This window comes from Chryseobacterium indoltheticum (assembly GCF_003815915.1).
In the GTDB taxonomy this organism is placed as follows: domain Bacteria; phylum Bacteroidota; class Bacteroidia; order Flavobacteriales; family Weeksellaceae; genus Chryseobacterium; species Chryseobacterium indoltheticum.
Map to the genome: position 1 here is coordinate 3,833,273 of NZ_CP033929.1, position 17,296 is coordinate 3,850,568.

A 17,296-nucleotide genomic window follows, 5' to 3' on the forward strand; every position below is an offset into this window, starting at 1 on the left:
CTTTCGACAGACCTTCCAAATGTGCAAAATTTGGAAGGTTTTTTATTTTAAAATATAAAATTCCTGTATTATCTCACCGGCGTTCTGAATTCTCCGTATCCTGCCAAACCATCATAATTTCTTCCGAAAGGTTTATAATATAAAAATGCCTGATACAAATTTTCTGTCTGCCAAAAATTACCGTTAACTTCTCCAAGATTCAATGATCCGTTTGCTTCCTTGGAAGCTAAAATATAATTATAAAAACCTTGCTTCATATAAATTTTTGCAATGTATTGTTTAGCGGCTTCATCATAATGCATCTGGAATTCTTTGGTTGCTTTAAAATCATTAAACCCGCCCACGATATACAATTCTTTATCCATCGGGTCAGAATCTAAAGAAAAGTGCACCCAAGCATAATCAGCTTCACGAGCAGCATCTCTTTCTAAGCCTAAATCATTTCTTCGGTAATACCAGGCTCCATTTACATCAGGCTGATATTGATAATTTAAAGGATATGCCCAAACCGGATGAAGATATGTTTGATTTACGCCATCTACAATCCCGGTTTCACGCACCATATCTGCAGCCATTCTCATATTTTTATTGTCAAAATAATAAAATTCATTATTTCCGGGGAAAGCAAGATTCAACTGTTGAAAAAGCAATTTATTTCCCATTGTTGCGCTCGGTTTCTGATTCGTAATCTTCATATTGGGATTGTTATTCTGCATCACGGTAAGTGAAATAGAATTTACATTTGAAGTTAAATCACCTGCTTTTGCAACGGCTTGTACTTCTACTCTCTGATTGATATTCGGATTTTTGGCATCTGCAATTCTTGAAATATTCAACGCTAAATTCACATTATCTTCCACGACAGAAAATCGTCTTTTGAAAAGTGGCTGGTCTACCGAGCTTTTGTAAACAATTAATTCAAAATTTCCTGAAATTTTTGGTTGTATTTTTTCATTCGGAAACTTCAAAGTATAATGGGTGTAAGCCTGAAGCGTATTAAAAGAATACTGAAACTGATCCAGCAACGCATTCATCGAACCATTCGCAATTTCACTGAAAAACAGATTGTCATCTTCCCAATTTCTGTCGAAATGCTTAATGGTGTATCGGTAAAGTTCGCTTGAATTGGTTAAATCATCGAAACTCAACACCAACTGCTGATTCATCGTGATTACCGGCGTCTCGTCATTGGTCTGAGGATTAAACAACTGAATACTTTGAATGTTCTGCCCGAAAGCCAGCGAACCTAAACTGAGTAAAAATATCTGCAACGTTTTCATTATGACGAAGATAACAAATCTCTAAAGAATATTGTATTTTTGATAAAAAAATATTCAGAATATGTTTCAGATACAGGCCTTCGTGTTCAATTTTGCGAGTGAAAATACTTATGTTCTTTTTAATGAAAATAAAAATGCATGGTTGATTGATCCTGGCAATATGAATGAGCAGGAAACTCAGTCAATTTCAAATTTCATCACTGAAAATAATTTAAACATTCAAAAAATAGTATTGACTCACGCTCATATTGATCACGTTTTGGGTTTACAGTGGGCTTATGATACTTTTAAAGTTCCTGTCACGATGCATCAGGATGACAAAGAAGTTTTGGATATGTTTCAGATCAGCGGAATGAGATTTGGCTTTACGCTTGATCATATTAAGGTTGACCTAAATTACATCAAAGAAGGCGACGAGCTCGATTTCGACGGTGAAAAATTTAAAATCTACCATGTTCCGGGCCATTCTCCGGGAAGTGTTGTTTATCATAACGAAACTCAAAAATTTATGATCTCCGGGGATGTTTTGTTTGAAGGAAGCATCGGAAGAACAGATTTGTACAAAGGAAATTATGATCAATTGATTGAAGGAATTAAAACAAAACTATTTGTTTTGGATGAAGAAACACAAGTTTTTTCGGGTCATGGAAATCCTACAACGATTGGTTTTGAAAAACAGTATAATCCGTTTTTAAAATAGACTTTGATTCACAAAAAAACCGTCAGAATCTGACGGTTTTTTTTATTTAGAATGAAAAATTACTTCCATTTGATATTACAACCAATACTTGGTCTTTGAATTTCTTCCTGTGGCTCACCGATTAAAAGATTTTCAAAAGCAATAATCAGATCTTCACCCGTCACATCTTTATGATTTCCAGGTCTTGAATCATCCATCTGACCTCTGTAAATAAGGTCTAATTTATCATCAAAGAAGAAAAAATCTGGTGTGCAAGCTGCGTCGTACGCTTTTGCAATAGACTGGCTTTCGTCATATAAATACGGAAAATCAAATTTTCTTTCAATCTGGAATTCAATCATTTTTTCAGGAGAATCTGCAGGATATTTTTCTACGTCATTAGAGTTAATTGCGATAAACTCAATTCCTGCCTCATTATAATCTTCGTATAGCTCTGTCAACTTATCGATAATGTGGAGCACAAACGGACAATGATTGCACATAAAAATCACCAATGTACCTTTTTCACCTTTCAAATCATCTAATGACTGAATTTCATTACTTTTTGAAGGATTCGGAAGTTCAAAAAACGGGGCTTTTGTGCCTAACGCCAACATATTTGAGGGAGTATTCATATCTTTTATTTGTTCACAAAGATAAAGATTTCTTTTAGTAGTTGCTAAAACAATCATATAATTGAGTCAGGCTATTTATTCTATTAATTTTTACAATAATTAAAAAATAACTCATGCGAACTCCCATTCCGTCAACATTTGACAATGATAGAAGTTTTTGAAAGTCTTTTCTTCAAAATTAAATTTAAAAATTTGTTTGGAAGATGTGTTCAAAAGTTTGTAGTTTTGCTAACACTGTTAGTAAAATAAAATCATGGGTTTACATGAACGTCGTCAAAGAGAAAAAGAATCTATCCGTGCAAATATTTTGCAGGCTGCATTCACCTTGGCTAAAACTGACGGTTGGGCATCGCTTTCTATTCGTAAAATAGCTGATGCGATTGAGTACAGCGCTCCTGTTGTTTATGATCATTTCGAAAACAAAGAAGCGATTTTATATGAAATTTCTATCAACGGATTTCATTGCCTTCAAATAGAATTACTAAAAGCTCAGAAAAAACACGAAACTCCGGAAGATCAGTTGACAGCAATTGTTGACGCTTATTGGAATTTCGCATTTAAAAATAAAGAATATTACCAATTGATGTTTGGTTTGGGAATGCAATGCAGCGGAAAGGGTTTGATGAAAGAAGAGTTTTCTTCTTTTCAGGATATGATTTTTGACTGTACTTTTGAAATTATTAAGAAAAAAGGTTCAAATCAGGATAATGCCTGTCATTCATCTCACGCATTGTTTTCAGCGGTTCATGGATTGATTTCTATTATGATGATGAGAAATGATGACATCCCATCAACAATGAATAAAACGACTTTAGACGAAACTGTTTCGGCTTTTATTAAATCTTTGTAAATTTTTTTTGAACTTAATATTAACACCGTTAGGAAAAATTGATACTGATTATCAAGGTTTTCATATAAATTAAATAATTATTAGCCTACCAAATTCTTGTGGAATGCTCTTGCCTATTCATATTAACACCGTTAGATAAAATAACACAATCAACATATATTTCATAAACAAAATCCAATTTAAAATTATATTCATGAAAATGACACATTGACCCGACAATTAAAATCTGTTATTTTTTTTAGCTTTTAAGTTAACGCCGTTAGAAAACATAACAATATTAATTAAAAAACGACATTACCTAATTTAATACTTCATTAAAAAAAATAAACTTAAAATGAAAACAACTGCAAAAGCAAGAATTATTGTACTTATATCGAGTATCATTCTTTTACAAAGTTGCACAAAAGCAGCAGAAGGCAGTAATGCTGCTCCACCCGCTCCCGAATTGCCAGTTTACACCGTTACTACATCACCAGCAACCATTTATCAGGAATTTCCAACCGCATTGGAAGGAAAAAATAATGTAGAAATCAGATCTCAGGTTGACGGATATTTAGATAAAATTTATGTGGAAGAAGGCGCTTATGTAAGAGCCGGACAAGCATTATTCAAAATAGATTCAAGAGCTTACGGAGAGCAGATGAATATGGCAAACGCCAATTTACAGGTTGCCAATGCCAATATTCAAAAAGCTAAAGTTGAGGTTGACAGACTTCAGCCGTTGGTTGCCGCAAAAGTAGTTTCTGATGTACAACTGAGAACTGCAAAAGCCAATTATGCAGCAGCAGTTGCAGCAGGATCACAGGCAAAAGCTTCAGTTGGCGGAGCTAGAATCAATGTAGGATTCACAACCATAACTGCACCCGTAAGCGGTTACATCGGAAGAATTCATTACAAAAAAGGAAGTCTGATCTCAAGAACAGATGCTAATCCATTGACTTTATTATCAGACATCAGTGAAATTTACGCATACTTCTCTTTAAGTGAACTTGATTTCATTGGTTTCCAGAAAAAATATCCCGGAGCAACATTAAACGAGAAGCTTAAAAATATGCCGATGGTAGATTTAGTTATCGCAGATAACACCACGTATCCTGAAAAAGGTAAGATGAGCATCGTCGACGGACAGTTTGATAAAACCACAGGAGCAATCAGCGTTCGCGCAGTTTTCCCAAATGCAAACGGAGCATTGAGAACTGGCAATACAGGCCGAGTTCGTATGCCGCAACTATTTGCAAACACGCTTGTCATTCCACAAGAATCAACTTTCGAAATACAGGATAAAACCTACGTTTATGTAGTTGGAAAAGATAAAAAAGTAACCAGCAAACCAATAACAATTTCTGGAAAAACAGATAGTTATTACTTTATTTCTGAAGGACTTGCTGCAGGCGAAAAAATCGTCTACACCGGAATCGGAGCATTGAAAGATGGCGTTGCGATTCAGCCAAAAGCGATCTCTTCTGATAGCCTTTTGAAAGCAAGACCTTTGTAAAACCGCTTAAAAACTTTTAATACAAAAGTCAGAAAAGCGTTTAAACAACATTAAAAAATAAACTTCTTATGTTAAAAAAATTCATAGATAGACCGGTACTTTCTACGGTTATCTCCATTATATTGTTGCTGTTGGGAGCAATGTCGGTTTTCAACCTTCCGATTACGCTGTTTCCCGATATTGCACCACCGAGTGTGCAGGTGACAGCATTTTATCCGGGAGCGAATGCTGAAGTTGTCGCCCGTTCCGTTGCGGTCCCTATTGAAGAAGCGGTGAACGGTGTTGAGAACATGACGTACATGACGTCTAACTCAAGTAACGACGGATCAATGACTTTAAGTGTGTTTTTCAAACAAGGTTCTGATCCTGATAATGCAGCGGTAAATGTTCAAAACCGTGTTTCGAAAGCGATGAGCCAGCTTCCGCAGGAGGTTGTACAGGCTGGAATTTCAACTCAGAAAGTTCAGAACAGTATGATTATGTTTATGGGACTTTCGAGTGATGACCCAAAACAATATGACGAACTTTTCCTTCAAAATTATCTGAAAATCAACGTAATTCCACAAATTCAACGTATTCCGGGAGTTGCTCAGGCACAGGTTTTCGGGACGAGAGATTATTCAATGAGACTTTGGCTGAAGCCAGACCGATTAGCCGCCAACAATCTTTCTCCGCAGGAAGTTTTAGCAGCAGTAAAAGATCACAACTTAGAAGCTGCACCGGGACGTTTAGGGCAGGGAAGCAAGGAAACTTACGAATATATCTTAAAATATAAAGGTAAATTAAACAAAAATGCAGACTACGAAAATATCGCCATCAAGTCTAATAGCGACGGATCATTTTTAAGATTAAAAGATGTTGCAAGAGTAGAATTTGGTTCTTACACATACACCGCTGCGAACAGAGTTGACGGAAAACCGGTTGCAGGTTTTGCGATTTTACAAACTGCAGGATCTAATGCAAACGAAATTCTAACTGAAATTGAAAAGCAGGTTGAGCAGATGAAAACTTCACTTCCAAAGGGAGTTGAGCCCATCATCATGTACAATTCCAAAGACTTCTTGGATGCGTCGATTCATCAGGTTGTGGAAACGTTAGTAATTGCATTTATCTTGGTGTTTATTGTGGTATTTATTTTCCTTCAGGATTTCAGATCTACATTAATTCCTGCGATTGCCGTTCCGGTAGCGATTGTCGGTACATTTTTCTTCCTTCAGATGTTTGGTTTTAGTATCAATATGTTGACCTTATTTGCTTTGGTTTTAGCCATTGGAATTGTTGTGGATGATGCGATTGTCGTCGTAGAAGCCGTCCATTCAAAAATGGAACAGACAGGAATGCCCGTTGAACAGGCGACTACAAACTCAATGAGTGAAATTTCGGGAGCGATTATTTCCATTACATTGGTAATGTGTGCGGTATTTATTCCGGTTGGTTTCATGCAAGGTCCGGCGGGAGTTTTCTATAGACAGTTTGCTTTTACTTTGGTGATTGCGATTTTGATTTCAGCGGTTAATGCATTGACTTTAAGTCCTGCTTTATGTGCTTTATTATTAAATGATCCTCAGGGAGAACATGGCGAGCACGGTCAGAAAAAAGGTTTTGGAGCGAAATTTTTCAACGCTTTCAACAAAAGCTTCAACAACATGACCAGAAAATACATCTACAGCCTTAAATTTTTAATTAAAAATAAATGGGTTGCCGTTACAGGTTTAGCGTTGATCACGGCGGCAAGTGTTTTCTTAATCAATAAAGCTCCTACAGGATTTATTCCTACCGAAGATCAAGGATTTGTTTTGTATGCTGTGAATACGCCTCCGGGAAGTTCATTAGACAGAACGCACAGAGCAACTGAGCAAATTGACAAAATCATCAACGGCGAAAAAGCAAAAAACCACCTTTGGGTTGCCGACGGAATGAACTTCATCAGTAATTCTAATGCATCACCCTATGCTGCAGGTTTTATTAAATTGAAAGACTTTGAAGATCGTGGCGAAGTGAAAGATCCGGATCAGATTGCAGCAGCCCTGACAGGAAAAGTTGCTCAGGTAAAAGATGCCAGTGCATTCTTCTTCAACTTCCCTACTGTACAGGGTTTTGGTAACGTTTCAGGGTTTGAATTCATGTTGCAGGATAAAACGAACGGTTCTTTTGAACAATTGGGAACAACCACTCAGGCATTTATCGGAGAATTAATGAAACGTCCGGAAATTGCTTTTGCATTCACCACTTATGCAGCCGGAAATCCTCAATATACAATTGATGTAGACACCGATAAAGCCAATCAGCTGGGAGTTTCTGTGACAGAATTGATGCAGACGATGCAGATATATTATGGAAGTAGTTTTGTATCAGATTTCAACAGATTTGGAAAATATTACAGAGTGATGGCACAGGCAGATATTCCTTACAGAACCGATGCGAATTCCATGGAAGGAATTTATGTTAAAAATAAAACAGGTGAAATGGTTCCTGTAAAGACTTTGGTCACTTTAAAAAGAACTTTCGGACCTGAAACGGTTTCAAGAAACAACTTATTCAACGCTGTTACGATCAACGGAACTCCGAAACCTGGTTACAGTACCGGAGACGCCATCAAAGCCGTAGAAGAAGTTGCTCAAAAATCACTTCCTCGTGGATATGGTTACGAATGGACAGGAATTACCCGTGAAGAAATCAAAACCGGTGGACAAACTGCTTTTGTATTTATGCTAAGTATCTTATTTGTATATTTCTTATTGGCAGCTCAGTACGAAAGTTATATTCTTCCATTTGCAGTTATTTTAACGATTCCAACTGGGATTTTTGGAGTATTTGCTTTCACAGGATTAGCTGGAATTGATAATAACATTTACGTTCAGGTTGGTCTAATTATGCTCGTCGGATTGTTGGCGAAAAACGCGATTCTGATTGTCGAATTTGCCGTTCAGCGAAGAAAAGCAGGAAAAACACTGATTGAATCGGCTCTTCAGGCTTCAAGATTACGTTTGAGACCCATTTTGATGACTTCATTTGCTTTTATCATCGGTATGCTTCCATTAGTTTGGACTCAAGGTGCAGCAGCAAAAGGGAATCATTCCATCGGAATCAGCACCGTTGGTGGAATGTTTACAGGAGTTGTCTTCGGAATTTTCATCATTCCGGTGATGTATGTGATCTTCCAATATTTACATGAAAAAATGCCGAGCAGAAAAAACAAAAGACTTCAAAAACAAAAATTGGAGGAAGAACTTTTGGCAACAGCACATTAATAAAAAAATGATTAACAAAACTTTGAGATCTGAAATTCGCACAAAAATTTTTCTTCAAATTTAATTTTTAAGAATTTCTGAACCATTAAGATTTTTATTAAGAAGTTAAGAATATTAAGATGAGCTTCGCTTGAAGTACAATTCTTAAAAATCTATTGATTTTTCTTAACCCAAACTTAACTCCTTAATTGTTCTTCATGGTTCAAATTAAGCAAAGTATTTTCTCCTACTAAAGACAACTTTGCTTACTACTCAAAGTTTTGTGATCAATTTAAATATATAGACTTATGAAAAGAGTAAAAAATATAATCATCGCTTTTGGGATTGCATTAGGTGCAGTTTCTTGTGTGCCGAAATTGGCCTATCAGGAAACGAAACCCGAACTTCCCGAAACATTCAAATATACTGCAACCGCAGACACTGCAAGCGTCGCAAACTTAGAATGGAAACAGTTTTTCAACGATCCCATTTTACAGGATTTAATTGAAAAAGGAATTAAAAATAATTACGATTTACAGATTGCCTTAAAACAGGTCGCTTCTTCACAGGAAAAACTGAAACAGGCAAAATATCTTCAATATCCTGATGTTGGTTTCGGAGTTTCTGCGCAGATTTCAAAGCCTTCAAAAAACAGCATGAATGGACAAAGTTTAAATTTATTTTTAGGTCAAAGTCATGTTGAAGATTATAATGCTGCATTTAATTTATCTTGGGAAGCAGATATTTGGGGGAAAATTAAAAATCAGCAGGAAGTTTCAAAAATGCAGTATCTGCAGACTTATGAAGCGACAAAAGCGATTCAGACACAGGTTGTCGCAGCGATTGCTCAGGGATATTACAATTTATTGATGCTTGATAAACAATTACAGATTGCAAAATCAAACTTAGATTTAAGCACCAATACGCTTTCGCTTACAGAAAAATTATGGCAAAGCGGTGACACGACTTCTTTGGGAGTTCAGCAAGCTACTGCTCAAAAGCAATCGACAGAACTTTTGATCACTCAATTGGAGCAAAATATTGCCATTCAGGAAAATGCATTGAGTATTTTGGTTGGTGAAAATCCAAATAAAGTCAACAGAACGATTGAAATGTCGGACACTTCTTTACCACAGGATATTTCTGCGGGACTTCCTGCAGCGATGGTGAGTCGCCGTCCGGATGTTCGTCAGCAGGAATTGGTTTTATTGGAATCAAATTCAATCGTGGGAATTGCTCAGGCAAATATGTATCCTGCATTGAAAATTACAGCAACCGGTGGAGTTAATTCATTTAAAGTTGATAACTGGTTTTCAATTCCGGCTTCATTGTTTGGATCTGTTTTAGGAGGATTGACTCAGCCTATTTTTCAGAAAAGACAATTGAAAACAGATTTAAATGTTGCTAAAATTCAGAGAGAGAAAAACGTTTTGGCGTTCCGTCAGTCTGTTTTGAATGCGGTAGGCGAAGTTTCTGATGCTTTGGTTTCAAACGAAAGTTTAAAAGTTCAGGAACAAAAAGCAACCGAACAAGTTGCAACGTTGAAAAATGGAATTAAAAGCGCCGAAATGCTTTACAGAGGCGGAATGGCAAATTACTTAGAAGTGATTACCGCTCAGGGAAATTCTTTACAGGCTGAACTGAATCTTGCGTCCGTAAAAAGACAGAGATTGAGCAGTATTGTAGATTTGTACCGAGCTTTAGGTGGCGGATGGAAGTAGTAAATTTAATTATATTGTTTGAAGTGCGGTCTTTCGGGATCGCATTTTTTGTTTAAAGTTATTATCTAAACACTCCTTTTGACATTCAGAGCGAAACGAAGTGAAGCGTGGAATCTAAGCTTTGTTTGTAGAGTTCTGTAATTGCGTTGTTGAGATTCCTTCGGAATGACAAAGTGTGCGCTAATTTTTTTTAACGCAAAGGTTTATTTTTACTCTGAATATTATTAAGGAGCAAAGGTTGGAATCAATAAAATTGATTCTGACGAAGCTACTGCCTTAGGCGACTTTGTCGCTATTCTTTGCACCTTACAGATGATACAGTTTTTAGATAAAACTTTGCGCTAAAAAATTACTTTTTAGTTTGCTCGTTTATAAATTCAATCAACCCATTAAAATCTTTCTCTGAATATCCAACCTGCAAATAATGAATATTTTCTTCTTTTCTATACCAAGTCAATTGGCGTTTTGCAAATCTTCTCGAGTTTTTCTTAATCTCAGAAACCGCAAAATCCAAATCCCATTCTCCATCAAAATATTTGAAAAGCTCAGAATAACCAACTGTATTGAGTGATGCCAAAGTTCTTCCTTCCTGCGATTTTCTTAAATCATCAAGATTTTTAGCCTCATTGAGCAAGCCGTTTTCCATCATTTTATCGACACGTAGATTGATTCTTTCATAAATCGTTTCCCGTGGCGCTTCAATGCCAATTCTTATTGTTTGGAAGTTTCTTGGATTTTTGTCGTGAGAAATATTTTCAGAATATGTTTTTCCGGTTTGCCAAATTATATCAATTGCTCGCAAAAGCCTTCTTTGATTATGAATATCAACATTTTCATAATATTCAGGATCTAAATCTTTCAACATTTCCTGAAGTTTTTCGATTCCCTCAGTTTGCCAAATCGCCTCCAGTTTTTCCTGATTTTCGTCATTTGCTTCAGGCAAATCATTTAAGCCTTCAATTACCGCTTTCTCATACATCATGCTTCCGCCAACCATAATGACAATGTCGTATTTTTTGAAAAGTTGGTCGAGTAATTCTAAAGAATCATGCTCAAACTGACCGATAGAATAATAATCTTTTACCGAAAGCTGACCAATAAAATGATGCTTTGCCTGTGAAAGCTCCTCTTCAGTAGGTGCCGCCGTTCCGATTTTCATTTCGCTAAAAAACTGTCGGGAATCACAGGAAATAATTTCTGTATTGAATTGGCGAGCTAAATCAATGGCGAGTTTTGTTTTTCCAATACCGGTAGTTCCCACTACAGAAATCAATGTTTTCATACGCTTACAGTCATTTTAAAAGTGAAAAAACCTCTTATTTCTTCGTCATAATTTCACTTTCTATATCACGGATATTTCCAGTTTGCTAAATTAAATGTTTATCTTTGTACGACAATAAAAAACTATGATTTTATCAATGACCGGCTTTGGTAGAGCCGAAGGTGTTTTTGAAGGAAAAAAAATTTCGATCGATATTAAATCACTGAACAGTAAGAGCTTTGATTTAAATATTAAAATTCCTTTACGTTACAAAGAAAAAGAATTTGAAGTAAGAAAAATTCTAAACGATAGAATCATCCGTGGAAAGGTAGATTGCTACATTAATATTGAGAATCTTGAAGAAACCAATGATGTGAAAATCAACAGAAGTTTGATCGATTCTTACATGAATGAGCTTAAAAATATCGCTTCTGACGGACCTGATTTTGAATACCTTAAAATGGCGGTAAGGCTTCCGGATGCAATCACTTCAAGACCAGATGAATTAACTGAAGGTGAATGGGAATCTTTGGCGAAAATTGTAAATAATGCAGTCGACAAATTCCAGGAATTCAGAAAGACTGAAGGAAAAATTCTTCACGAAGAACTGGAAAGAAATATCAAAAATATTGATAGATCTTTGGCAGAAGTTGTTCCTTATGAGCAAGTGAGAATTGATGCAGTGAAAGAACGTTACATGAAAACTTTAAAAGAGTTTGAAAACGTTGATGAAACAAGATTTTACCAGGAAATGGCATATTTCACTGAAAAATTAGACATTCAGGAAGAAAAAGTGAGACTTTCACAGCATTTGAAATATTACTCTGAAGTGATGGAAAATGAAGATTTTAATGGAAAAAAACTTGGGTTTATTTCACAGGAAATCGGAAGAGAAATCAACACTTTAGGATCAAAAGCCAATCACGCTGAAATTCAGAAATTGGTCGTGATGATGAAAGATGATTTGGAAAAAATAAAAGAGCAAACGTTAAACGTGTTGTAAACAGTTATAAGTTATAAATGATGAGTTATAAGTTGCTTGTTTGCATATTTTTCGAATAACTCATAATTCATAACTCATAATTCATAATTCATAACTAAAAAACATGAATAAAGTTATCATATTTTCAGCGCCATCGGGAAGTGGAAAAACAACGTTGGTAAAACATTCTCTGGAAGCAATTCCGGAATTGGAATTTTCCATTTCATGCACAACGAGACAGCCGAGAGGAAGTGAAACTCACGCTGTTGATTATCATTTTATTTCTCCTGACGAATTCAGACAGAAAATTTCTGAAGAAGCTTTTGTTGAATTTGAGGAAGTTTATACTGATAAATATTACGGAACTTTAAAATCTGAGGTAGAAAAGATCTGGAATCAGGGAAAAGTTGTTATTTTTGATGTAGACGTAAAAGGCGGAATTTCATTAAAAAAATATTTTGGAGAAAAAGCATTATCCATTTTTATAGAACCACCTTCGATTGCCGAATTGGAACGAAGATTGATTTCAAGGAACACCGATGATGCCGAAACCATAAAAACCCGCGTGGAAAAAGCCGAAGAAGAGCTCACCTACGCGATAGAATTTGACAAAATCGTCATTAACAGCGATTTGAGTGAAGCAAAAATAGAAATAGAAAGTTTAATAAAAAATTTTATTGGGAATTAAAGGCTGGATGATGGAAGCTGGATGATGGAAGTTTGAAAACTATAAATTCAAACAACATCATTGCTAACTTCTAATTTCTAACTTCTAATTTCTAATGAACAAAAACATTGAGGCTGAAATGAGCACCGAAACATTAGAAAAAGCCAAATCTACACTTCCTGTAAAAGGATTTTTAGATTTAAAAGATATTGATATTCCTCAGGGAGAAGACTTGGTAAAAGCAATTCTTCAACTGAAGGAAGAAAAAAATGCCGTTATCTTGGCGCATTATTATCAACCGGGAGAAATTCAGGATATTGCTGATTTCCTTGGAGATTCTCTTCAATTGGCAAGGCAGGCAAAAGATACAGACGCCGACATGATTGTATTCTGCGGAGTACATTTCATGGCCGAAGCTGCAAAAATCTTGAATCCGACGAAAAAAGTTGTCCTTCCCGATACAATGGCTGGATGCTCTTTGGCAGACGGCTGCAGTGGTGAAGGTTTGAGAAAAATGCGTGAGCAACATCCGAACGCTTTAATCGCAACGTACATCAACTGTAATGCAGAAACAAAAGCAGAAAGCGACATCATTGTAACCAGTTCAAACGCTGAAACGGTGATTGAAGCTTTACCGACCGACCGACCAATTATTTTCGCTCCGGATAAAAATTTAGGCAGATATTTATCTAAAAAAACCGGTCGTGACATGATTCTTTGGGACGGAAGCTGCATCGTACACGAAGCTTTCTCAATGGAAAGAATTGCGCAGCAATTAGCAGATAATCCTGATGCAAAGATGATTGCACATCCTGAAAGTGAAGAAGCTGTTTTAAAACTGGCTCACTTCATCGGTTCTACTTCTGCTCTTTTGAATTTTGTTGAAAAAGATGATTGTCAGAAATTTATCATTGCCACTGAAGAAGGAATTCTTCACGAAATGAGAAAGCGTGCACCGCACAAAGAATTAATTCCAGCCTTGGTTTTTGACGAAAGCTGTAACTGTTCGGAATGTTTTTATATGAAGCGAAACACAATGGAAAAACTGTATTTGTGCATGAAATATGAACTTCCTGAGATTATCATTGAAGAAGAACTTCGACTAAGAGCGCTGAAGCCAATTGAGGCAATGCTTGATCTTTCGAAAAGTATTAAATAAATTCATAAATATTCCTCTAAAATATTAAATATTTTTTTAAAAAAAATTCATTATATTTGGAATACAAAAAAATACTTTCAATGAAAAATTTAAAAAAATTAGACCGATCAAGCTTAAAAAAACTGAAAGGTGGAGATTTAAATTTACAATGTAATTTAGAATGTAGAATTAGCTATGAATGCAAAATAGGATGTCACGGAATCCCGCAATGCGTTCCCAAAGGACAATACATTCCAGAAAATTGCTAAAATGCAAAGTACTCTATAACGGGTACTTTTTTTATTTATATATCCACAATTCGAAGTCTCTTTAGTTAGTTGCATCAATAACTATCACTATTGATTTTTACACGAAAGAAACCAAATAATCCCTTTGAATATTTAAAGATTCTTCAGAAAGTACTTAAGCCAGTTGACTTACCGCCAGACTTTTCAAAAAGTATTAAATAATAAAAAGAGCTGCCTCACATGAGACAGCTCTTTTACTTTTCCACTGAGAGGTCATTAAAATTTATGAAAGTCCTCCATCTACGCAATCCATATGTACTAAAACTTTAGATTGGCAACATTTTGGTAAAGCATTGTATGCCTCACACGAACTTGGAAAATCAGGGCCTGGGCCGTAAGGTCCCGGAGGACAATTTGCATTACAAGGACCTGCTCCACCGTTAATTGATTTTAAACTTCCTCTGTTTAATTTTTTTAGATTTTTCATATTTATTTGATTTGTTTATTTATTAAATATAATACTTTTGTCTAATATAAAAAAACATGAGCAAAATCTTTTTAGAAGATGTAAAAATATACGCTTATCACGGCGTTCTTCCCGAAGAAAATAGTATCGGAACATATTATATTTTAAACGCTGAAATTCACACAGATTTGTGGGATGCTGCAGCTTCTGATGATCTGAATGACACAATCAGTTATGCTGATATTAACGATATCATTCATGATGAGATGAAGATTCAATCTAAATTGTTGGAACATGTTGCAGCAAGAATTATCACAAAAATCAACGAGAAATTTAATCAGATCTCTTACATCAAATTAAGAATTACCAAAACAAGCCCGCCAATGAAGGGCGAAATGAAAGGTGCAAGTATTGAGCTGGAAAAAAGCTTTTTATTGGGCGGAATTACAGAAAATGAGTAATTTTCGGTTTAAAAATAAAAATACAGTGAGATGAAGATATTCAAAATATTATTTCTTTTGTTTTCTGTCGGTATTTTTGGACAAAGCAACATTTCCGGCAATCCTATTTATAATTTTCCGAAAATAAAGTCGAGCATAACAATGCCGGTAACCATTCCGTTATCGGAAATCAGCAATATTATTAATGCTTCGGTAAAAGACATGATCTTTCAGGATGATTCTTATACTGATAACGATAATGACCAGTTTAAAGTAAAAGTCTGGAAAACACGACCGATACGCTTAGTCGGAGATGTCAATCAAAACATACTGATTGAAGTTCCTCTAAAAATATGGGCAGAAAAAGGTCTCGGAACTTTGGGAGTTTATACGTATCAGGAAACGACTTTTGAAACGGTAATGTATTTTAAAACGGCCTTAAGCTTTAAAAATAATTGGACGATAAGCACTTCGACACAACCAATGGGTTTTAAATGGGTAAAAAAACCGGTGCTTGATTTTGGAAAAATTAAGATTCCTATTACGTCTTTAGTCGAAAAAAGTTTGAAAGAGCAACAGCAGAATTTCTCCAAAATTATTGATAAACAAATGGCCGAACAGCTCAACTTTCAACAATATGCTGTTTTGGCGTGGAATGCATTTTCTCAGCCTTTCAATATCTCTGAAGAATATAATACCTGGTTGAAAATTACGCCGATCAACGTAAATATTACGCCGCTGAAATTCTACGGCAATCAAATCAATACCAATATCGGCATCGATATTTTTTCGGAAACTTACACAGGAACAAAACCAGAAGCTTCGCAGCCTGTAAAAATGGTGATGAATTTTAATTTTATTCCTCTTTTAGCAGATCAATTTTTACTGCAGACTACTGCTAACATTCCTTTTTCTGAAGCGACCGGTATTGCAAAAAAAACATTTTTAAATAAAGAATTTGATATCAGAAATTCTAAAGTTAAAATTACAGATATCAATGTTTACGGAGAAGCAAACCGTATTATGATCGAGGCTGAAACGGAGGGTTATGTGAACGGAACCGCTTTTATTTCAGGTATTCCTGTTTATGACGAAGCTAAAAGGAAAATTGTACTTTCCGACACCAAATTCAAGCTTAGAACATCAAATATGCTGCAGAAATTAGCAACTTCTCTTTTCAAAGGGAAAATTGTGAAGATGATAGAAGATGAATACGGAATTCTGACAAATGATCTTGAAACATCATCTAAAAAAAGTATCGAAGAAGCTTTCAATAAAGAATATTATAAAGGATTGAGAATGACCGGTAAGGTTTTTAATCTGAAACCCCATCAGATTCTTTTGAACGACTCCGGAATTACAGCTGTAATTGATATTAATGCAAACTTGAGATTTACCTTAAAAGGATTTTAAACTAAAACTATATAATCATGAGAAAATATTTACAAATTATTGACAGACACAGAGCTACAAAAGGGATGAGGTTCGCAAATATTCTTGTTGACAGAATTGCGTTTAACTTAATTTTTTTCGCTTTAGGTCTTGCAGGCGGCATTCTTGATGGAATTTTTGGAATGTATTATTTCACAAAATTCTTTGATCAGCTAGCAGAATTAGGAAGAGTTGCAGATATTATCATCACCAGCGTTATATTTTTCTTCTATATTTTTCTTATGGAATATTTTACCAAAGGAAGAAGTCTGGGAAAATTCGTGACCGGCACAAAAGTACTGATGACAGATGGAACAGAACCTACTGTGAAAGATTATTTTAATCGAAACATAATTAGATTGGTTCCTTTCGATGCCTTATCTTTTTTTGGAGAAAACGGATGGCATGATAGCTGGAGCGATACTCGAGTAATCAACATCAGAAATTATGAGGCTGAAAGACAGAGTAAGAACGAAATTGATGCAATTGGAGTAAAAGAAATTGCGTAAAAAATTTGGAGAATATTTTTATTTTCCTATATTTGCACCACCTAAAAATGGTGCTTTGGCCGAGCGGCTAGGCAGTGGTCTGCAACACCATCTACAGCGGTTCGAATCCGCTAGGCACCTCTTATTTTAATCCCTAATCTACAATAGTTTAGGGATTTTTTATGCGTAAAAATGGTTAAACAAATTGAATATTTGCAGTAATTCACTTATAATAAAATCAATAAGCCTTTCTTTTCGAAAAATACTTTTTGTAATGAGGAAATC

16 protein-coding genes and 1 tRNA gene are annotated in these 17,296 nt (G+C 35.4%); 13 read left to right on the forward strand and 4 right to left on the reverse strand.

Annotation, left to right across the window (positions count from 1 at the left end; genetic code table 11):
• Nucleotides 1-68: 68 nt before the first annotated feature.
• Complete coding sequence (locus tag EG358_RS17725) at nucleotides 69-1,280, reverse strand: type IX secretion system plug protein (protein WP_076560978.1); 1,212 nt, start codon at nucleotides 1,278-1,280, stop codon at nucleotides 69-71.
• A 61-nt stretch (nucleotides 1,281-1,341) separates the two neighbouring features.
• Here EG358_RS17725 and EG358_RS17730 point away from each other — a divergent pair, with 61 nt between their 5' ends.
• Nucleotides 1,342-1,980, forward strand: coding sequence for an MBL fold metallo-hydrolase (locus EG358_RS17730; protein ID WP_076560977.1), 639 nt, complete (start codon nucleotides 1,342-1,344; stop codon nucleotides 1,978-1,980).
• A 59-nt stretch (nucleotides 1,981-2,039) separates the two neighbouring features.
• Here the strand turns inward: EG358_RS17730 and EG358_RS17735 are convergent, their stop codons facing one another.
• Complete coding sequence (locus EG358_RS17735; protein ID WP_076561151.1) at nucleotides 2,040-2,594, reverse strand: thioredoxin family protein; 555 nt, start codon at nucleotides 2,592-2,594, stop codon at nucleotides 2,040-2,042.
• A 253-nt stretch (nucleotides 2,595-2,847) separates the two neighbouring features.
• Here EG358_RS17735 and EG358_RS17740 point away from each other — a divergent pair, with 253 nt between their 5' ends.
• The 4 genes from EG358_RS17740 (at nucleotide 2,848) to EG358_RS17755 (ending at nucleotide 9,890) form a co-directional block, all read left to right on the forward strand.
• Nucleotides 2,848-3,444: a TetR/AcrR family transcriptional regulator gene (locus tag EG358_RS17740; protein WP_076560976.1), complete on the forward strand. Its 597-nt coding sequence runs from the start codon at nucleotides 2,848-2,850 to the stop codon at nucleotides 3,442-3,444.
• A 334-nt stretch (nucleotides 3,445-3,778) separates the two neighbouring features.
• Nucleotides 3,779-4,939: an efflux RND transporter periplasmic adaptor subunit gene (locus EG358_RS17745; protein ID WP_076560975.1), complete on the forward strand. Its 1,161-nt coding sequence runs from the start codon at nucleotides 3,779-3,781 to the stop codon at nucleotides 4,937-4,939.
• Nucleotides 4,940-5,007: 68 nt separating this feature from the next.
• Nucleotides 5,008-8,190 (forward strand): efflux RND transporter permease subunit, encoded by a 3,183-nt coding sequence (locus EG358_RS17750; RefSeq protein ID WP_076560974.1) that lies wholly within the window; start codon nucleotides 5,008-5,010, stop codon nucleotides 8,188-8,190.
• Between the two features lie 287 nt (nucleotides 8,191-8,477).
• Nucleotides 8,478-9,890, forward strand: coding sequence for an efflux transporter outer membrane subunit (locus tag EG358_RS17755; RefSeq protein WP_076560973.1), 1,413 nt, complete (start codon nucleotides 8,478-8,480; stop codon nucleotides 9,888-9,890).
• Nucleotides 9,891-10,239: 349 nt separating this feature from the next.
• Here EG358_RS17755 and miaA read toward each other — a convergent pair whose 3' ends face one another.
• Nucleotides 10,240-11,172 (reverse strand): tRNA (adenosine(37)-N6)-dimethylallyltransferase MiaA, encoded by a 933-nt coding sequence (gene miaA, locus EG358_RS17760; protein WP_076560972.1) that lies wholly within the window; start codon nucleotides 11,170-11,172, stop codon nucleotides 10,240-10,242.
• 124 nt (nucleotides 11,173-11,296) lie between these two features.
• Here miaA and EG358_RS17765 point away from each other — a divergent pair, with 124 nt between their 5' ends.
• From EG358_RS17765 to EG358_RS20100, 4 genes are all read left to right on the forward strand, one after another.
• Entirely contained in the window at nucleotides 11,297-12,154 is an 858-nt protein-coding gene (locus EG358_RS17765; protein ID WP_076560971.1) for a YicC family protein, read from the forward strand.
• Nucleotides 12,155-12,257: 103 nt separating this feature from the next.
• Nucleotides 12,258-12,821 carry a guanylate kinase gene (gene gmk, locus EG358_RS17770; RefSeq protein ID WP_076560970.1) on the forward strand — a complete coding sequence of 188 codons (564 nt, stop codon included), beginning with the start codon at nucleotides 12,258-12,260 and terminating at the stop codon, nucleotides 12,819-12,821.
• A gap of 118 nt (nucleotides 12,822-12,939) precedes the next feature.
• On the forward strand, nucleotides 12,940-13,959 hold the full coding sequence (nadA, locus tag EG358_RS17775; RefSeq protein ID WP_076561150.1) for a quinolinate synthase NadA: 1,020 nt from the start codon (nucleotides 12,940-12,942) through the stop codon (nucleotides 13,957-13,959).
• A gap of 80 nt (nucleotides 13,960-14,039) precedes the next feature.
• Nucleotides 14,040-14,207, forward strand: a complete 168-nt coding sequence (locus EG358_RS20100; RefSeq protein ID WP_407919824.1) for a bacteriocin-like protein — start codon at nucleotides 14,040-14,042, stop codon at nucleotides 14,205-14,207.
• A 262-nt stretch (nucleotides 14,208-14,469) separates the two neighbouring features.
• Here EG358_RS20100 and EG358_RS17780 read toward each other — a convergent pair whose 3' ends face one another.
• Nucleotides 14,470-14,673, reverse strand: coding sequence for a bacteriocin-like protein (locus tag EG358_RS17780; RefSeq protein ID WP_076560969.1), 204 nt, complete (start codon nucleotides 14,671-14,673; stop codon nucleotides 14,470-14,472).
• Nucleotides 14,674-14,729: 56 nt separating this feature from the next.
• Between EG358_RS17780 and folB the strand changes: the two genes are divergently transcribed.
• The 4 genes from folB to EG358_RS17800 all read left to right on the forward strand — a co-directional run bounded on the left by folB (nucleotide 14,730) and on the right by EG358_RS17800 (nucleotide 17,152).
• Complete coding sequence (gene folB, locus EG358_RS17785) at nucleotides 14,730-15,113, forward strand: dihydroneopterin aldolase (RefSeq protein ID WP_076560968.1); 384 nt, start codon at nucleotides 14,730-14,732, stop codon at nucleotides 15,111-15,113.
• A gap of 30 nt (nucleotides 15,114-15,143) precedes the next feature.
• Nucleotides 15,144-16,505: a DUF4403 family protein gene (locus EG358_RS17790; protein ID WP_076560967.1), complete on the forward strand. Its 1,362-nt coding sequence runs from the start codon at nucleotides 15,144-15,146 to the stop codon at nucleotides 16,503-16,505.
• A 17-nt stretch (nucleotides 16,506-16,522) separates the two neighbouring features.
• On the forward strand, nucleotides 16,523-17,032 hold the full coding sequence (locus EG358_RS17795) for an RDD family protein (protein WP_076560966.1): 510 nt from the start codon (nucleotides 16,523-16,525) through the stop codon (nucleotides 17,030-17,032).
• A 49-nt stretch (nucleotides 17,033-17,081) separates the two neighbouring features.
• A tRNA-Cys gene (locus EG358_RS17800) sits at nucleotides 17,082-17,152 on the forward strand.
• Nucleotides 17,153-17,296: the final 144 nt, after the last annotated feature.

Bases quoted from the DNA above. Each gene is read 5' to 3' on its own strand.
- gmk (WP_076560970.1), top strand. From the start codon at position 12,258: ATGAATAAAGTTATCATATTTTCAGCGCCATCGGGAAGTGGAAAAACA.
- EG358_RS17755 (WP_076560973.1), top strand. From the start codon at position 8,478: ATGAAAAGAGTAAAAAATATAATCATCGCTTTTGGGATTGCATTAGGT.
- EG358_RS17740 (WP_076560976.1), top strand. From the start codon at position 2,848: ATGGGTTTACATGAACGTCGTCAAAGAGAAAAAGAATCTATCCGTGCA.
- EG358_RS17780 (WP_076560969.1), bottom strand. From the start codon at position 14,673: ATGAAAAATCTAAAAAAATTAAACAGAGGAAGTTTAAAATCAATTAAC.
- nadA (WP_076561150.1), top strand. From the start codon at position 12,940: ATGAGCACCGAAACATTAGAAAAAGCCAAATCTACACTTCCTGTAAAA.
- EG358_RS17735 (WP_076561151.1), bottom strand. From the start codon at position 2,594: ATGAATACTCCCTCAAATATGTTGGCGTTAGGCACAAAAGCCCCGTTT.
- EG358_RS17795 (WP_076560966.1), top strand. From the start codon at position 16,523: ATGAGAAAATATTTACAAATTATTGACAGACACAGAGCTACAAAAGGG.
- miaA (WP_076560972.1), bottom strand. From the start codon at position 11,172: ATGAAAACATTGATTTCTGTAGTGGGAACTACCGGTATTGGAAAAACA.
- EG358_RS17765 (WP_076560971.1), top strand. From the start codon at position 11,297: ATGATTTTATCAATGACCGGCTTTGGTAGAGCCGAAGGTGTTTTTGAA.
- EG358_RS17745 (WP_076560975.1), top strand. From the start codon at position 3,779: ATGAAAACAACTGCAAAAGCAAGAATTATTGTACTTATATCGAGTATC.
- folB (WP_076560968.1), top strand. From the start codon at position 14,730: ATGAGCAAAATCTTTTTAGAAGATGTAAAAATATACGCTTATCACGGC.
- EG358_RS17725 (WP_076560978.1), bottom strand. From the start codon at position 1,280: ATGAAAACGTTGCAGATATTTTTACTCAGTTTAGGTTCGCTGGCTTTC.
- EG358_RS20100 (WP_407919824.1), top strand. From the start codon at position 14,040: ATGAAAAATTTAAAAAAATTAGACCGATCAAGCTTAAAAAAACTGAAA.
- EG358_RS17730 (WP_076560977.1), top strand. From the start codon at position 1,342: ATGTTTCAGATACAGGCCTTCGTGTTCAATTTTGCGAGTGAAAATACT.
- EG358_RS17750 (WP_076560974.1), top strand. From the start codon at position 5,008: ATGTTAAAAAAATTCATAGATAGACCGGTACTTTCTACGGTTATCTCC.
- EG358_RS17790 (WP_076560967.1), top strand. From the start codon at position 15,144: ATGAAGATATTCAAAATATTATTTCTTTTGTTTTCTGTCGGTATTTTT.